Annotated in this window: 14 protein-coding genes and 1 riboswitch; of the genes, 9 read left to right on the top strand and 5 right to left on the bottom strand. The window is 66.1% G+C overall.

Annotation, left to right across the window (positions count from 1 at the left end):
* Positions 1 to 153: 153 nt before the first annotated feature.
* Complete coding sequence (locus tag DT603_RS03015; protein ID WP_425500926.1) at positions 154 to 1,878, bottom strand: ArnT family glycosyltransferase; 1,725 nt, start codon at positions 1,876 to 1,878, stop codon at positions 154 to 156.
* 144 nt (positions 1,879 to 2,022) lie between these two features.
* On the opposite strand from DT603_RS03015, the gene DT603_RS03010 reads away from it, so the two are divergent.
* Positions 2,023 to 2,751: a response regulator gene (locus DT603_RS03010; RefSeq protein WP_162348383.1), complete on the top strand. Its 729-nt coding sequence runs from the start codon at positions 2,023 to 2,025 to the stop codon at positions 2,749 to 2,751.
* Between the two features lie 7 nt (positions 2,752 to 2,758).
* Here DT603_RS03010 and DT603_RS03005 read toward each other — a convergent pair whose 3' ends face one another.
* Positions 2,759 to 3,085, bottom strand: a complete 327-nt coding sequence (locus DT603_RS03005; RefSeq protein WP_425500925.1) for a lipid-A-disaccharide synthase N-terminal domain-containing protein — start codon at positions 3,083 to 3,085, stop codon at positions 2,759 to 2,761.
* A gap of 16 nt (positions 3,086 to 3,101) precedes the next feature.
* Positions 3,102 to 3,842, bottom strand: a complete 741-nt coding sequence (locus DT603_RS03000) for a glycosyltransferase family 2 protein (RefSeq protein WP_162348381.1) — start codon at positions 3,840 to 3,842, stop codon at positions 3,102 to 3,104.
* Positions 3,843 to 4,116: 274 nt separating this feature from the next.
* On the opposite strand from DT603_RS03000, the gene DT603_RS02995 reads away from it, so the two are divergent.
* From DT603_RS02995 to DT603_RS02975, 5 genes are all read left to right on the top strand, one after another.
* On the top strand, positions 4,117 to 4,815 hold the full coding sequence (locus DT603_RS02995) for a response regulator transcription factor (RefSeq protein ID WP_162348380.1): 699 nt from the start codon (positions 4,117 to 4,119) through the stop codon (positions 4,813 to 4,815).
* Complete coding sequence (locus DT603_RS02990; protein ID WP_162348379.1) at positions 4,805 to 6,073, top strand: sensor histidine kinase; 1,269 nt, start codon at positions 4,805 to 4,807, stop codon at positions 6,071 to 6,073. The genes DT603_RS02995 and DT603_RS02990 overlap by 11 nt, the downstream gene beginning before the upstream one ends.
* A gap of 534 nt (positions 6,074 to 6,607) precedes the next feature.
* On the top strand, positions 6,608 to 7,975 hold the full coding sequence (locus tag DT603_RS02985) for a DEAD/DEAH box helicase (protein ID WP_162348378.1): 1,368 nt from the start codon (positions 6,608 to 6,610) through the stop codon (positions 7,973 to 7,975).
* A 189-nt stretch (positions 7,976 to 8,164) separates the two neighbouring features.
* The gene (gene queD / locus DT603_RS02980; protein ID WP_162348377.1) at positions 8,165 to 8,518 is read left to right on the top strand and encodes a 6-carboxytetrahydropterin synthase QueD; all 354 of its coding nucleotides are present in this window, start codon (positions 8,165 to 8,167) and stop codon (positions 8,516 to 8,518) included.
* A 211-nt stretch (positions 8,519 to 8,729) separates the two neighbouring features.
* Entirely contained in the window at positions 8,730 to 9,122 is a 393-nt protein-coding gene (locus DT603_RS02975; RefSeq protein ID WP_162348376.1) for a phasin family protein, read from the top strand.
* 170 nt (positions 9,123 to 9,292) lie between these two features.
* Here DT603_RS02975 and bioD read toward each other — a convergent pair whose 3' ends face one another.
* Complete coding sequence (gene bioD / locus DT603_RS02970) at positions 9,293 to 9,988, bottom strand: dethiobiotin synthase (RefSeq protein WP_162348375.1); 696 nt, start codon at positions 9,986 to 9,988, stop codon at positions 9,293 to 9,295.
* A 142-nt stretch (positions 9,989 to 10,130) separates the two neighbouring features.
* On the opposite strand from bioD, the gene DT603_RS02965 reads away from it, so the two are divergent.
* The 3 genes from DT603_RS02965 (at position 10,131) to btuB (ending at position 13,461) form a co-directional block, all read left to right on the top strand.
* Positions 10,131 to 10,616, top strand: coding sequence for a GAF domain-containing protein (locus DT603_RS02965; protein ID WP_162348374.1), 486 nt, complete (start codon positions 10,131 to 10,133; stop codon positions 10,614 to 10,616).
* A complete protein-coding gene (locus tag DT603_RS02960; protein WP_343037710.1) occupies positions 10,613 to 10,996 on the top strand; it encodes a TfoX/Sxy family protein in 384 nt (127 codons plus the stop codon). The genes DT603_RS02965 and DT603_RS02960 overlap by 4 nt, the downstream gene beginning before the upstream one ends.
* A 217-nt stretch (positions 10,997 to 11,213) precedes the next feature.
* Positions 11,214 to 11,456: riboswitch (cobalamin riboswitch) on the top strand.
* Positions 11,457 to 11,568: 112 nt separating this feature from the next.
* Positions 11,569 to 13,461, top strand: coding sequence for a TonB-dependent vitamin B12 receptor (btuB, locus tag DT603_RS02955; protein WP_162348373.1), 1,893 nt, complete (start codon positions 11,569 to 11,571; stop codon positions 13,459 to 13,461).
* A 71-nt stretch (positions 13,462 to 13,532) separates the two neighbouring features.
* On the opposite strand, the gene gph is transcribed toward btuB, so the two are convergent.
* Entirely contained in the window at positions 13,533 to 14,186 is a 654-nt protein-coding gene (gene gph, locus DT603_RS02950) for a phosphoglycolate phosphatase (RefSeq protein WP_162348741.1), read from the bottom strand.
* Between the last annotated feature and the right edge of the window lie 151 nt (positions 14,187 to 14,337).

Genomic DNA, 14,337 nt, shown 5'->3' with positions numbered 1-14,337 from the left:
GCGGACGACGGCTGGGGAAGCAGGACAAAAGGTGGCAATTGCATTCGCGCGCACGGTGACCGGATGCGGCAGATGATTGCGGTGCCACTGTCGGAGCGAGGTCGGAGCGATGTTCGCTGGGGGTTAATCCGTGAACGGCAGCTCAGCCCTGATTCAAGGGACCTGGCCCTCTTCGCCTGGGAAAGCCGGCGTGGTGCAGCCGGGCTTCCATGCCGTGCCCGGCACCAGCAGCCAGTGGTTGCGGTTCGACTGGCCGATCTCGACCACCAGGGACCGGTCGGCGCAGGGCGTCAACGCCTTGTCGAGTACGAAGATCCAGCGATGCGACGGGTCCGCCAGCAACCAGGGGCCGGCGGCGGCCCATTGTTCCTCCCATGACTTCTTGAAACCGAAGTCCGTGGTGGGACGATCGCTCTGCAGCAGGTTCTGTTCGCGCCAGGCCACCATGCCCAGTTGCGCCTGCGGCCCGATATGCGCGCCGACCCGCTGCATCAGCTTGCGCGCCGAGCTGTCTGCATCCAGGGTGGGCGCCAGGCCCAGGCCATAGGTCGCCCACAGCAAGGCCGTCACCACCACCATGGCCGCCCCCAGCCGCCGCGTGCGGGCCCACAGGACCACCGCAAGCGAACATGCGCCGAAGGCCAGCATCCACTGCAGGAATGTCCGCAACGTGGCTTCGTCGATGTCGCGCTGTGCAGCAAGGCGATGCGCCCACTCGCTTGCACCCAGCAGCCCGGACAGCGCCATCGCTCCCATTCCCAGCGACAGCGCCAGCAGGTAGGCAAGCAACGTGCGCTGCACGCCGACGCGTTTCATCAGGCCTGGCAACAGCACGCCCGCCGCCACGCACAAGGCGGGAAGCATGGGAAAGATGTAGACCTCGCGCTTGCCGGGACTGGCGCTGAAGAACAGCAGCACCAGCGCGCTCCAGCCCAGCAGCAGCCACAAGCGCGGATCGCCGCGACGCAGGCGGCGCCACCACGCGGGCGCCAGCCAGGGCAGCAGCAGGGCGCCGGGCAGCCACAGGGTCACGATCACCTGGGCGAAATACCAGAACGGCTGCACGTGGTGCCATGCGCCGGCATAGCGCTTGCCGGTCTGCTTGAACAGGATCTCGCTGGCATAGGCCTGGAACGCCGGGTCATGGCTGTTGAACACCGCCAGCAGCATCGGAAACACCCATACGCCGGCGCCGGCGATGAAGCACAGCACCGCCACGCCCCACCGCCAGGCATTGCCGGAAGGCCGCTCCACCCGGGGTTGCTGGCGATTGCGCCACCACAGCGCCGCCCACGGCAGCAGCACCAGCAGTGGCAGGAAGCCGACGCCCTTGGTTACCGTGCCAAGCCCCGCGGCAAAGAATCCCAGCCATGCCCAGCGCCAGTCGGGCCCGCGCAGCAGATGACGCGCCAGTCCGTACAGCGAGAACGTGGTCATGGCCACCAGCACCATGTCGATCTGCCCGCGCTTGGCCTGCAGGCCGAACTGCAGGCAGACGAACAGGGCCAGGGCGGCGTAACGGCCGGCCTTCCGGCTCCACAACCGGGCGGTCAGGTCGTAGGTCAGCCATAGCGTCAGCAGCGCCGCCAGCAGCGACGGCAGCAGGAAGGCGATTCGCCACTGGCCGATCACCTCGTACGCGGCAGCCTGCATCCACATGAAGACCGGCGGCTTTTCAGCATAGAACTGGATGCCGCGATGCGGGAACAGCCACTGCCCGGATTCGACCATGTCGCGGGCCGCCAGCACGAAGCGCGGCTCATCCGGCGGCGAAGGTTCGCGCAGTCCCAGCCCGGCCAACAGGCTGAGCATGGCGAGTACGACCAGGAAAACGAAGCCGGCCGGGGGCAGGCGCAAGCGGTGGGGACTGGACGTCAAGACAGGGCTACCCCGGGAATTCGTGCAGGAATGGTGGCGATGGCAGCGTAGGAATTCTGTGAGAACCGGCAGCTCTGACGTTTTTCCGACCGCCCCGATGGAAACATGCGCTGCGCTTCATCCCTGTCCACTGGAGTCCGGATTGTGCGATTGCTTGTGGTGGAAGACAACGCAAGCCTGGTGGCCAACCTCTTCGATTATTTCGAGGCCAGGGGCCACACGCTGGATGCCGCGCCCGATGGCATAACCGGATTGCACCTGGCCACCCATCATGCCTACGACATCGTGCTGCTGGACTGGATGCTGCCGCGCATGGACGGACGCGAAGTGCTGCGGCGCCTGCGCCTGCACCATCCCACCCAGCCGGTGATCATCCTCAGCGCACGCGATGAACTGCCCGACAAGATCGCCGGCTTCCGCGCCGGGGCGGACGACTACCTGACCAAACCCTTCGCCCTGCCCGAACTTGAAGTCCGCCTGGAGGCCCTGCTGGCCCGCAGCGGTGAACGTGGGCGCAGCCGCGTGCTGGAAATCCATGGCCTGCGCCTGGACCTGCGCACCCTGGAAGCCTATCGCGAAGGGCGCGTCCTGCATCTTTACCCGGCCTGCCGCAAATTGCTGGAAATCCTGATGCAGGCCAGTCCGGCGGCTGTCTCCCGCGAGCGCCTTGAAGTGGCGCTGTGGGGCGAAGAACCGCCGGACGGCAACCTTCTGCGCTCGCACATCTACGAACTGCGCCGCAGCATCGACGGCCCGTTCGCGGTCAAGCTCCTGCACACCCTGCCGCGCATGGGCTATCGGCTGGGGATCTACGCCCCGCCCGACCCGGCGCGCGCCGAAGAGGCGGTCGATCCTGGCCAGCTGGCGGGCTAGACGCGGCTCAGTGGCCGGCGCGGTCGCGCTTCCAGCCGCGATGGCGGATATCCAGGCGCAGGCTGTAGAGGGCAGTGAACGCCGGGAACAGGTTCTGGATCACGCCGACGGCATCCTGCTTGGCGGAGAACAGGAAATAGCTCAGCGTCATCAGGCTGCCGACGATGCTCATGTACCAGAACAGGCGCGGAATCACCGGCTTGCGGGCCCGCCGCGAAGCCACGAACTGGACCAGCCAGCGCGCCCCGAACATCAGCGCGCCAATCATGCCGATCACCTTCCACGGCGTCATGTGCAGGCCGGTCCAGCCCAGCCACAGTATTTCCTGGTTCATCGGATGCATGTGCGGCTCACAGTTCCCGGGCGCGCGGGATCCGGCTGCGCCGGATCAGCCACGCTACGCCGCGCAGGTCGCTGATGCCCACCCAGGCGCGGTTGAGGTTGTTGTACTTGGACACCCCGGAAGAACGGTTGCGATGGTTGACCGGGATGCTGAGCGTGCGCCAGCCGGCCCGCTGCATCAGGGCCGGCAGGTAGCGGTGCATGTGGTCGAAATAGGGCAGGTCCAGGAACGCGCCGCGCTCGAACAGCTTGATGCCGCAGCCGGTGTCGGGCGTGTCGTCGCGCAACATCCGCGAACGGATCGCATTGGCCCAGCGCGAAGCCCAGCGCTTGCTGGCGGTGTCCTGGCGGTTGACCCGCCAGCCCGCGAACAGTTTCACCTGGCCGTCCGCCTTGGCGCGGGCCTGCAGCAGCTTGGGAATGTCGGCCGGGTCGTTCTGGCCATCGCCATCCAGGGTCGCGATCCAGCTGGCCCGGGCGGCGTTGACGCCGGTGCGGATGGCGGTGCTCTGGCCGCTCTGCACGCCGTGCCCCAGCACGCGAAGCTCGGGAACCTCCTGCTTCAGCGCCAGCAGCCGGGCAATGGTGTCGTCGGTTGAATGGTCGTCCACGTAGACGATCTCGAACGGCAGCAGCGGGCGCAGCGCGGCCACGATTTCGTGGATCAGCGGGGCCACGTTGTCCCGTTCGTTGAACACGGGCACCACCACGGACAGTTCCGCAGGCGCGGAGGAAGGGGTTTCGATCATGGAAGTTGGCAGCGCCGGCAGGGAGGAGTCTGGTGCGGGTGAATCCTGCACCAAAGCCGGTCCGGAACGTTAGCGGATGTGTCCCGGACTCATATGAAGCGTGCAAGCTTGGGAAGCGGAATGTCTGAAGGTTGTCGTAGATTCGTTACTTTGGCGTGAAAGATCACGCGCCAGAACCCGCCAGCGGCTGGCGTTGTTCTTTGACAGCCAGCCCCCGATGCTGGGAGCATCAAGGGCGATGCCGGCTCCCGGCCCGGCTCACCGGATACCCTTGATGCGACTGCTGGTGATCGAAGACAACCGCAGCCTGGTCGCCAATCTGTTCGAGTATTTCGAAGCCCGCGGGCATACGCTCGACGCCGCCCCCGATGGCGTCACCGGCCTGCATCTGGCGACCCATGGAAGCTATGACGTGGTCATCCTGGACTGGATGCTGCCGCGCATGGATGGACGCGAAGTGCTGAGCCGGCTGCGCGCCGAGCACAATTGCGGGGTTCCGGTGATCATGCTGACCGCCCGTGACGAACTGCCCGACAAGATCGCAGGCTTCCGGGCCGGCGCCGACGACTACCTGACCAAGCCATTCGCACTGCCCGAGCTGGAAGTCCGCATCGAGGCATTGCTGGCGCGTGCCGCAGGCCGTGGTCGCAGCCGCCTGCTGGAAGTGGCCGACCTGCGCCTGGACCCCACCACCCTGGAAGTGAGCCGCGCGGGCCGCTCGCTGCACCTGTACCCGGCCTGCCGCAAGCTGCTGGAAACCCTGATGCTGGCCAGCCCCGCGGCCGTGAGCCGGGAACGCCTCGAACACGCGCTGTGGGGTGATGAGCCGCCCGATGGGGACATGCTGCGTTCCCACATCTACGAATTGCGGCGCAGCGTGGACGGCCCGTTTGCCGAGAAACTCATCCACACCCTGCCCCGGGTCGGCTACCGGCTGGCCGCCATTGCCAAGGAAGCACCCGATGGCCCATAGGCCGCAACTGAAATACCGCATCCTGCAATGGCTGGTGATCTACGCCGTGCTGCTGTCCACCGCCGTCCTGGTTGGCGGCTACATCATCCACGAGCGGGTCGAGCACTTGGCGTGGGAGTCGCTGCTGCGTTCGGAGCTGGACTATTACGGCCAGCGCACCCAGGCCAATCCCGCCTATCGCTGGCACGACACCGACACCTTGCGCATGTACGGAATCGCCGGTTCGCCCGTTTTGCCTCCACAGCTTGCCTCGCTGGAACCCGGCCTGCACGACGACATGTCCCTGGACGGCGTCAACAGCGTGGTGCTGATTGAACAGATCGACGGCAAGCCGGTGGCCATGGCCCTGGACCTGACCCAGTTCGAAGGCGTCGAAGGCACCATCAGCCTGGCGGTGGCGGCCAGCACCGTGATCGTGATCCTGATCCTGGGCCTGGTGGTCATGTGGCGGCTGGGCCTGAGCATCCAGCCGCTGGCCACGCTGGCCGCGCAAGTGGAACAGTTGAAGCCGGAAACCCCCGACCAGCAGGTCACGGTGGGGCCCGCCGCCAGCGCCGAGATGGTGGTGATCGCCGAGGCCTTCAACGATTACCTGCAACGCAACCAGAGTTTCGTGGCGCGCGAGCAGGCCTTCATCGCCAGCTCCAGCCACGAGCTGCGCACGCCGATCGCGGTGATCGCGGGCGCGGCCGAGCTGGTGCTGGAACAGGCCGACGTGCCGGCCCCGGCGCGCAACCAGGTGGCGCGCATCCACCGCACCGCGCGCAAGGTCGAGCAGCTGATTTCACTGTTGCTGACTCTGGCCAAGGATCCGTCGCGGCTGGCCGAGTCCAGCGACCGCGTGGAACTGGGGCAGTTGCTGCCCGACATCATCGAGGACCATCGCCACCTGACCCGCGACAAGGACCTGGTGCTGGTGCTGGGCAGCATGCCGGCCTGCGAAATCGTCGCGCCGGTGGCCATCGTGCAGGCCGCCATCGGCAACCTGTTGCGCAACGCCATCGAGAACAGCGACAGCGGCGAAATCCGCATCGGCCTGCGCGAGGATGCCACCGTGGTGATCGACGATCCCGGCCACGGCATGTCGCCGGAGGACATCAGCCGGATCTACGCCAAGGTCGCGCGAGGCGGTCGCGATGGCGGCGGCATCGGCCTGGACCTGATCTCGCGCCTGTGCGAACACCTGGGCTGGCAGCTGCGGTTTTCCTCGGTGGATGGCCGCGGCACGCGCACCACCCTGCACCTTCCATCGCAGTAGATTTCCTGCGGCCCGCCGCCAGGCCTGCTTTTGGCCGCGCATGCGCCGAGGCCGTTCCCGCTTACTCCGTAACACCTGCCCCCAGAGATCACGAAGCCCGCGGCGAGGCGGTAGCCGAGTCTCGGGTAGCGGGATCCACATGGTGTTTTCAGCAGGAGTGGTGGTTCCGTTCCCGGCTTTCCGGGCTCCCGCTCCATTGCTGAACGGGCAGGGCCGATGTTTTCCATGCCGCCAGGCCCCTATTCAGCCTTCGATGGGTTACAGTACGCCCCGTTTGCAAGCGGCCGTCCGTTTCCCTTCGGGATCGCCGGCGCCTCAGGTCCCCTCAATCGGACCGATGCGCCCGCCCCCACTCCGACGCCATTCGCCTTGCAGATACGGCCACGCCGCTTTGGCGCCGGCCGCATTCATTCCTCGCAGCGCGGTTCATCGGGAACGCTTCGGGTAATACCTCGATCCACTGCTGGTCCTCCCTCGTCCGCGCCTTGCGTGGCCGCCTGGGCTGCCTTGATCGAAATACTGGAGCTTCATCGAATGTCTTTTGAAAACCTCGGGCTTTCGCCCTTCCTGCTGCGTGCCCTGAAAGAACAGGGTTACGACACCCCCACCCCCATCCAGACCCAGGCCATTCCGCTGGCCCTGGCCGGCCACGACCTGATGGCCGGCGCGCAGACCGGCACCGGCAAGACCGCCGCGTTCGGCCTGCCGCTGCTGCAGCACCTGGGCACCTCGCCGCAGGCGGTGAATGGCATCCGCAAGCCGCGTGCGCTGATCCTGGCCCCGACCCGCGAGCTGGCCGTGCAGGTGCATGACAGCCTGCGTGACTACAGCAAGTACCTGCGCATCCCCAGCACCACCATCTACGGCGGCGCCGGCATGGGCCCGCAGCAGGACGCGCTGCGTCGTGGCGTGGACCTGATCGTGGCCACCCCGGGTCGTCTGATCGACCACATGGACCGCCGCAACGTGGACCTGTCGGGCATCGAGATCCTGGTGCTGGACGAAGCCGACCGCATGCTGGACATGGGCTTCCTGCCTGCGATCCAGCGCATCCTGGCCAAGCTGCCCAAGCAGAACCGGCAGACCCTGCTGTTCTCGGCGACCTTCGTCGACAGCATCAAGAAGCTGGCGCTGGACTTCATGGTTGATCCCAAGCAGATCCAGGTCACTCCCAGCAACACCGTGGCCGACACCATCAGCCACCGCGTGCATCCGGTGGATGGCCCGCGCAAGCGCGACCTGCTGCTGCACCTGCTGGCGGTTGATTCGCGCAAGCAGGCGCTCGTCTTCGGCCGCACCAAGCACGGCTGCGACAAGCTGGCCAAGTTCCTGGAGCAGTCCGGGATCAAGGTCGCCGCCATCCACGGCAACAAGAGCCAGGGTGCACGTTTGCGTGCGCTGAAGGACTTCAAGGCAGGCCGCATCAACGTACTGGTCGCCACCGACATCGCCGCGCGCGGCATCGACATCGACCAGCTGCCGACCGTCATCAACTTCGACCTGCCGATGGTCGCCGAGGATTACGTGCACCGCATCGGCCGCACCGGCCGCAACGGTTCGCAGGGCGAGGCGATCTCGCTGGTCGCCCAGGACGAGGCCAAGCTGCTGCGTGCGATCACCCGCATGCTGAAGCGCGACGTGGAAATCCGCGATGTGCCCGGCTTCGAGCCGATGCGGCCGATCCGCTGGGGCAACGACAACCCGCCCAACGAGCGTCCGGGCGGCAACAATGCCCCGCGCCGTGCCAGCACCGCGCGTCGCCCGCATGCCGATGCGCCGCGTCATGCGCATGCCGGTCCGAAGCAGCGCACCGGCGCCGGCAACCCCGGCGGCCCGGGACAGCAGCGCGATGGCGCCCGCAGTCCCAACCCGTACCGCCAGGGCGCACGTCCGGCGCGCTGAGCGTTGCCAAGCGAGCAATGAAAGGCCGGCCCTCGGGCCGGCCTTTTGCCTTTGTGGGAGGGGCTTCAGCCCCGACGCTCCTGGCGTAAGGCGTCGGGGCTGAAGCCCCTCCCACAACTGCTCTCCAGCGGCAATGCACGGCAATCCCCGCCGTCAGCCCATCCCATCCACTCCCCTACAATGCCGCCCATGGACATCTTCAAGATCTTTACCCTGGAAGCCGCGCACCGGCTGCCGAACGTGCCGCCAGGGCACAAGTGCGCGCGCCTGCACGGGCATTCGTTCCGCATCGAGGTACGCGTGGGTGGGGAGCCTGGCGCCGACACCGGCTGGGTGATGGATTTCGGCGACATCAAGGCCGCCTTCCAGCCGATCTACGACCAGTTGGACCATCACTACCTCAACGACATCGCTGGCCTGGAGAACCCGACCAGCGAACGGCTGGCGATCTGGGTATGGGAACGCCTGAAGCCGGTGCTGCCGGCGCTGAGCGAGATCGTTATCCACGAGACCTGCACCTCCGGCTGCCGCTATCGCGGGTAGAAGCGCGTCGTTCCGCCATGATTTCGTACTCCGGCGACTCACCGTCGGACAGCCTGGGCAAGCCCCAGCACTGATGCCTTCATACAAGCGTTTGATTTTAAACGGTTACTGACCGTTCGTCGGATTCCATACGGGTCTTGTTGCGATGCAACAATTACGGCTGTATGCTGCGCCGCACCAAGTCGGTAATACCCTTTCCAGGAGACATCCCATGTCCGCACAGATCAACGAGCAGTTCACCACCTTCACCCACCAGTTCGCGGCCGCCGCTTCGCGCGCCAACCGTCTGGCCCTCGAGAATGCCGAGACCATCTTCGGCGTGCAGCTGAAGACCTTCGAGAAGAACATCGAAGCCACCACCGCGTTCTTCGGCGAGCTGTCCGAAATCCGCGACGTCGAAGCCTACAAGACCGTGTGGCCGAAGGGCCTGCAGATCGCCAAGGACAATGCCGAGCGCGTTGCCGCGGCCGGCCAGGAAGTCATCGGCCTGACCCTGAAGACCAACGAAGCGCTGGGCCAGCTGGCCAAGAGCCAGTTCGAAGCCGCCAGCGAAACCGCGCAGGCGACCGTGGCCAAGGCGACCAAGGCCGCCAAGGGCAAGTAAGCAACACACAGTTTGTAGTTCGTTTTATTGCGCGGCTCCCCTCCCTCCGCGCAACCGACCCGGCAGCCCCCACGCTGCCGGGTTTTTTATTGCCCGCGGATAGTTCCGGCTACGCAGCAACGCCGTTGTGATCGTTTTGCGGTGAGGCCACCGCGCGGGTGGTTCTCGCTCTAAGCGTTGCGGGATTCGTTGAAGCCCGCTTGTCGAAGATCAAGCGAGCGCGCCAGCAGGCTGGCGTCGGCGCAGGGCTGAAACGGCAGCCTGCCCCAGCACGGCGCCTGCATCCTCATGGTCAGGATGTCGAAGTTCTCATCCTGCCGCTCCATCTGCGGATCCACGTGGTTGGCGATCCAGCCCACCAGCGCGAAGCCGTCGTCGACGATGGCGCGCGTGGTCAGGCGCGCATGGTTGATGCAGCCCAGGCGCATGCCGACCACCAGCACCACCGGCAAGCCGAGGCTGCGGACCAGGTCGGCCTGGTCCAGGCTGGCGGACAAGGGCGCGGCCCAGCCGCCCACGCCTTCCACGACCACTAGGTCCGCGGTTGCCTGCAGGCGCTGGTGCGCCGCCACCATCACTTCGAGCTCGATCTCGATGCCAGCTTCCCGTGCGGCCAGTTCCGGGGCCAGCGGGGCCTGCAATGCATAAGGATTGAGGTCGGCATAAGCCGGGCGCGGATCGCTGGCGGCCAGCAGGGCCAGCGCATCGTCGTTGCGCCAGGCATCGCCACTGCGCGTGCAGCCGCTGGCCACCGGCTTCATTCCCACCGCATGCAATCCACGCGCGCGCAACGCGTGCAGCAACGCGGTCGAGGCCACGGTCTTGCCGATGCCTGTGTCGGTACCGGTAATGAAGAAACCGTCCATCAATCAGTCCCTGCGAATGCGTCCATACCCGCTCCGGTGCAACGACTTACCGGTTTGTGCGCCGTTCGTCGTTCTCTTTGGTTATTGGCCCCAATGATAGGGTCCGACCCTCCCCATCACGGCCATTGGATAGAATCGACCCATGTCATTCGCTACCCAGACCCTGTCCGGCGGCAAGCCGGAGCAGTATGCGCAGCTCGTCGCGCAAGCACGCGCCCTGATGCATGGCGAACCCGATCGCGTGGCCAACGCCGCCAACCTGGCCGCGCTGGTCTACCACGCCCTGCCCGACCTCAACTGGGTCGGCTTCTATTTCTACGACGGCAAGGAACTGGTGGTCGGCCCGTTCCAGGGTTTGCCTGCCTGCGTGCGCATTGCCCTGGACAAGGGCGTCTGCGGCGCCGCGGCCCGCACCCGCCAGACCCAGCGCGTCGCCGACGTGGATGCGTTCCCGGGCCATATCGCCTGCGATGCGGCCTCGCGTTCGGAGCTGGTCGTGCCCGTGGTGCACGCCGGCGCGCTGGTCGGCGTGTTCGACCTGGACAGTCCGCTGGTCAATCGCTTCGATGAGGAAGACCAGCACGGGCTGGAAGCCATCGTCGATGCTTTCCGGGAGTCACTGCAATGAGCGCTGCCCCGCCGATCAAGATGCGCAATATCGGGCCCAAGTCCGCCGCGTGGCTGCGCCAGGTGGGCCTGCGCACGCAGGAGGAAATCGCGACTGCCGGCGCGGTGGACGCGTTCATGCGGGTCAAGCGCGCGGGGTTCCGCCCCAGCCTCAACCTGCTGTATGCGCTTGAAGGCGCGCTCGCCGATTGCCACTGGCAGGAAGTACCCGAGGCACGCCGGCATGTACTGGTAGCCCAATACGAGGCGGCCACCGCCCTGCTGCCCGCACCACGTGGACGCCCGGCCGCCGGACCGGTGACCACCACCCAGATGAGCGAAGAGGAAACGCCCGTTTTCGGGTTCCTGGATGATCCGACCGGCGACGAAAGCGACGACTGAGCCGCCGCTATCCGAGCGAATGCGCGGGCTTGCCGTTGTAGGAGCGACGCAAGTCGCGAAGCCAGGAAATCCTGGTCCCGGACCATGCTCGCAATCAGGCAATGCTTGCTTCGCGACTCGCCTCGCTCCTACATGCCCATCGCCAGGGTAATCATCCGGCTCGACACTGGCGCATGACGGGCCCTGTCCCACCAGTTCCTGGGCTTGCCCATCATGTACACTGCGCCCGCTTCAAGGTGACCCGGCGGCATGCGCCAAAGGGTTGAAACGGGAAGCCGGTGAGTCCTCCGACCCAGGTCGCGAAAGACGAGTCCGGCGCTGCCCCCGCAACGGTAAGCGAGCCAGCCAGAGCAACAGCCACTGCACTCAGGTGCGGGAAGGCGCCGCGGCCGATGTCGCACTCCAACGAGTGCCGCCTCAACTCGCAAGCCCGGAGACCGGCCCTGGAGCTTACTGGTTGCGATGCGGCGGGCATTGCGGCGGCGATCCGTCGTGGATCCTCGCGCGTCTGCCCCTGCTTGCGACCCCTTCCAACTTCCGCGTACGGGTCGTGCGCGCTGGAGAACCTCGCCATGCAGCACCGCAGTTCCGTTGCCCCCTCTTCCCACCTGCTTGCCCTGGCCATTGCGCTGGGCCTTCCTTCGATGGCGCAGGCGGAAATTGCCGCCGATGCCACCGACCTGGACAAGGTCGTCGTCACCGGCACCCGCACCGAAGTGGCCATCGAAGACAGCCTGGTGCCTGCACAGGTCATCGACCGCGAAGAGATCGAACGCACCCAGGCGCGCTCGCTGCCGGAGCTGTTGCGTGGGCGCGCGGGCATCAACCTGAGCAACCAGGGCGGTCCGGGCAAGCTCACCTCCGTATTCATGCGCGGCGCCGATTCCGAACACGTGCTGGTGCTGGTGGATGGCGTGCGCATCGGTTCGGCGACCGCCGGCCTGGCCTCGTTCCAGGACCTGCCGGTCGACCAGATCGAGCGCATCGAGATCATCCGCGGGCCGCGCTCCAGCCTGTATGGATCCGAGGCGATCGGCGGCGTCATCCAGATCTTCACCCGCAAGGGCGGCATCGGCTTCGCTCCGCATTTCCGCATCGGCGCCGGCAGCCACAACCTGCGTGAGGCCAGTGCCGGTTTCAGCAACCGCGGCGAGCGTGGCTGGATAAGCGCCGAGGGCGCCTATAACCGGACCGACGGCATCAACGCATGCCGCGGTTCCGGCACCCTGTTCCAGGGCTGCTACACCGACGAACCCGACCTGGATGGCTACCGCAACGTGTCGGTGTCGCTGCGTGCGGGCATGGACCTCACCGACGCACTGACGGTCGAAGGCCACTTCCTCAATGCCGAGGCCGACAACGAATACGACAGCAGCAGCTTCGGCGGCAACGAAGCGGAGAACCTGCAGCGCGTGGCGGGCGGGAAACTGACCTGGACGGCCAGCGAGCGGGTCAAGCTGGCTCTGCAGGCCGGCCGCGCCGACGACCAGTCCGATGCGTACTACCGCACCGGCGCCACGCGCAGCTTCGTCAACACGTTTGAAACCCGGCGCGATACGGCCGCGTTGCAAGGCGACTTCACGCTGACCGATGCGCAGGTGCTGACTGCGGGCGCCGACTGGCAGCAGGACCAGATCACCAGCAGCACCGGCTTCATGGTCACAGAGCGCTCCAACAACGCTGCGTACCTCGAATACCAGGGCCGCTTCGGCGTGCACCAGCTGCAGGCCAGTGTGCGCCACGATGACAACGAGCAGTTCGGCGGCCATGCCACCTACGGCGCCGGCTGGGGCATGTCCTTCGGCAAGGGCTTCCGTCTCAACGCTTCGTACGGCACCGGCTTCAAGGCGCCCAGCTTCAACGACCTGTATTACCCGGGTTCGGAAAGTCCCGGCTTGCAGCCCGAGCAGTCGAGAAGTTTCAACCTGGGCATCACCCAGTATGTGGACGACTGGAACTGGACCTTCAATGTGTTCGAGACCCGCATCGACGACCTGATCGTGTTCGTCTACCCGCCGCCGGATTACCTGGGCATCGGCACCAACCTGGACGAGGCCCGCATCCGCGGCGCCGAGTTCACTGTTGGATTCAAGCTGGCTGGATTCGACGTTGCCACCCAGTTGAGCCACATCGATCCGCGCAACCATTCGGCCGGTTACGACGACAAGCTGCTGGCACGCCGCGCCCGCAACACGGCACGCATCGACCTGGATCGCAGCTTCGGCGATTTCCGCGTGGGCCTGACCGGCAATGGCGCCAGCCATCGCTACGACGACCTGGCCAACATGACCCGCCTTGCCGGCTACGGCACGCTCGACCTGCGACTGGAATATGCCTTCCATCCCGACTGGACCCTGCAGGCACGCGCGACCAACGTGTTCGACCGCCAGTACGAAACCATTGCCTGGTACAACCAGCCCGGCCGCGAGTACGGCCTGAGCCTGCGTTACCAGCCGGGGCCCTGAGCGAAGTCGGTCGTGGAGCCGAGCTTGCTCGGCTCTACACGTAGATCGGGGTTGCTGCAGCCAGCATCAGCTCACGCGGCAAGCAGCAGCTCGCGCAGGTCATCGATGACGCGCACGCCGGCCACGGCGTGCGGATCGACGCCGCGCAGGTAACCGTAGGTGACCAACGCCATTTGCATGTTGGCGGCCGCCGCTGTCTCTACGTCGGTGGCGGAGTCGCCCACCATCAGGCATTGCGAAACCTGCAGGCCGAACTTTTCCACCACGTGCAGCAGCGGCACCGCGCTCGGCTTGCGCTGGGCAAGGGTGTCGCCGCCGACGATGCACTCGAAGTAATCGCCAAGTTGCAAGGCCTCGAGCAGCGGACGCACGAATCGCTCGGGCTTGTTCGTGCAGACCGCCACCTCGATGCCGCGCGCGCGCAGTGTCTCGAGGGTGTCTACTACGCCCGGATACACGCTGGGATAGAGCAGCAGGCAGTCGGCGTAGTGCACCATGAATCCGGGCATGACCTCGTCCAGGTCGATGGCTTTCCCTGCATGTTCGAACGCGCTGCCAACCAGCGCGCGCGCTCCATCGCCGATCCAGCCGCGGATGACGGTTTCATCGACACGTGGCAACGACCAGTCCACCAGCGTGCGGTTGACCGCTTCGGAAATGTCCGAGGCGCTGTCGACCAGGGTGCCGTCCAGGTCGAATACGACCAGCGAGTAGGGAAAATCCAATTTCATCTCCATCCGATATGCGTTCCGAAAAGTAAATGTCTAGAACAATGAAGTGCCGCGCCCGATCATTCGACCACCGGCTCGCCTTGCACTGCATCGAACAGCGAGCCCTGCGATAGGGCCTCCTCGCGCTCGCGGAACCCGCCCAGCC

Origin of the sequence: Pseudoxanthomonas gei (genome assembly GCF_010119615.1) — a bacterium.
Taxonomy (GTDB): Bacteria; Pseudomonadota; Gammaproteobacteria; order Xanthomonadales; family Xanthomonadaceae; genus Pseudoxanthomonas_A; species Pseudoxanthomonas_A gei.
This window is presented reverse-complemented; position numbering and strand designations above follow the sequence as displayed.

Excerpts from the sequence above, each read along its gene's own strand:
- queD (WP_162348377.1), top strand. The coding sequence starts at position 8,165 with ATGGACATCTTCAAGATCTTTACCCTGGAAGCCGCGCACCGGCTGCCG.
- DT603_RS03000 (WP_162348381.1), bottom strand. The coding sequence starts at position 3,842 with ATGATCGAAACCCCTTCCTCCGCGCCTGCGGAACTGTCCGTGGTGGTG.
- DT603_RS02990 (WP_162348379.1), top strand. The coding sequence starts at position 4,805 with ATGGCCCATAGGCCGCAACTGAAATACCGCATCCTGCAATGGCTGGTG.
- DT603_RS02995 (WP_162348380.1), top strand. The coding sequence starts at position 4,117 with ATGCGACTGCTGGTGATCGAAGACAACCGCAGCCTGGTCGCCAATCTG.
- DT603_RS03005 (WP_425500925.1), bottom strand. The coding sequence starts at position 3,085 with ATGAACCAGGAAATACTGTGGCTGGGCTGGACCGGCCTGCACATGACG.
- DT603_RS02960 (WP_343037710.1), top strand. The coding sequence starts at position 10,613 with ATGAGCGCTGCCCCGCCGATCAAGATGCGCAATATCGGGCCCAAGTCC.
- DT603_RS02985 (WP_162348378.1), top strand. The coding sequence starts at position 6,608 with ATGTCTTTTGAAAACCTCGGGCTTTCGCCCTTCCTGCTGCGTGCCCTG.
- bioD (WP_162348375.1), bottom strand. The coding sequence starts at position 9,988 with ATGGACGGTTTCTTCATTACCGGTACCGACACAGGCATCGGCAAGACC.
- DT603_RS02965 (WP_162348374.1), top strand. The coding sequence starts at position 10,131 with ATGTCATTCGCTACCCAGACCCTGTCCGGCGGCAAGCCGGAGCAGTAT.
- btuB (WP_162348373.1), top strand. The coding sequence starts at position 11,569 with ATGCAGCACCGCAGTTCCGTTGCCCCCTCTTCCCACCTGCTTGCCCTG.
- DT603_RS02975 (WP_162348376.1), top strand. The coding sequence starts at position 8,730 with ATGTCCGCACAGATCAACGAGCAGTTCACCACCTTCACCCACCAGTTC.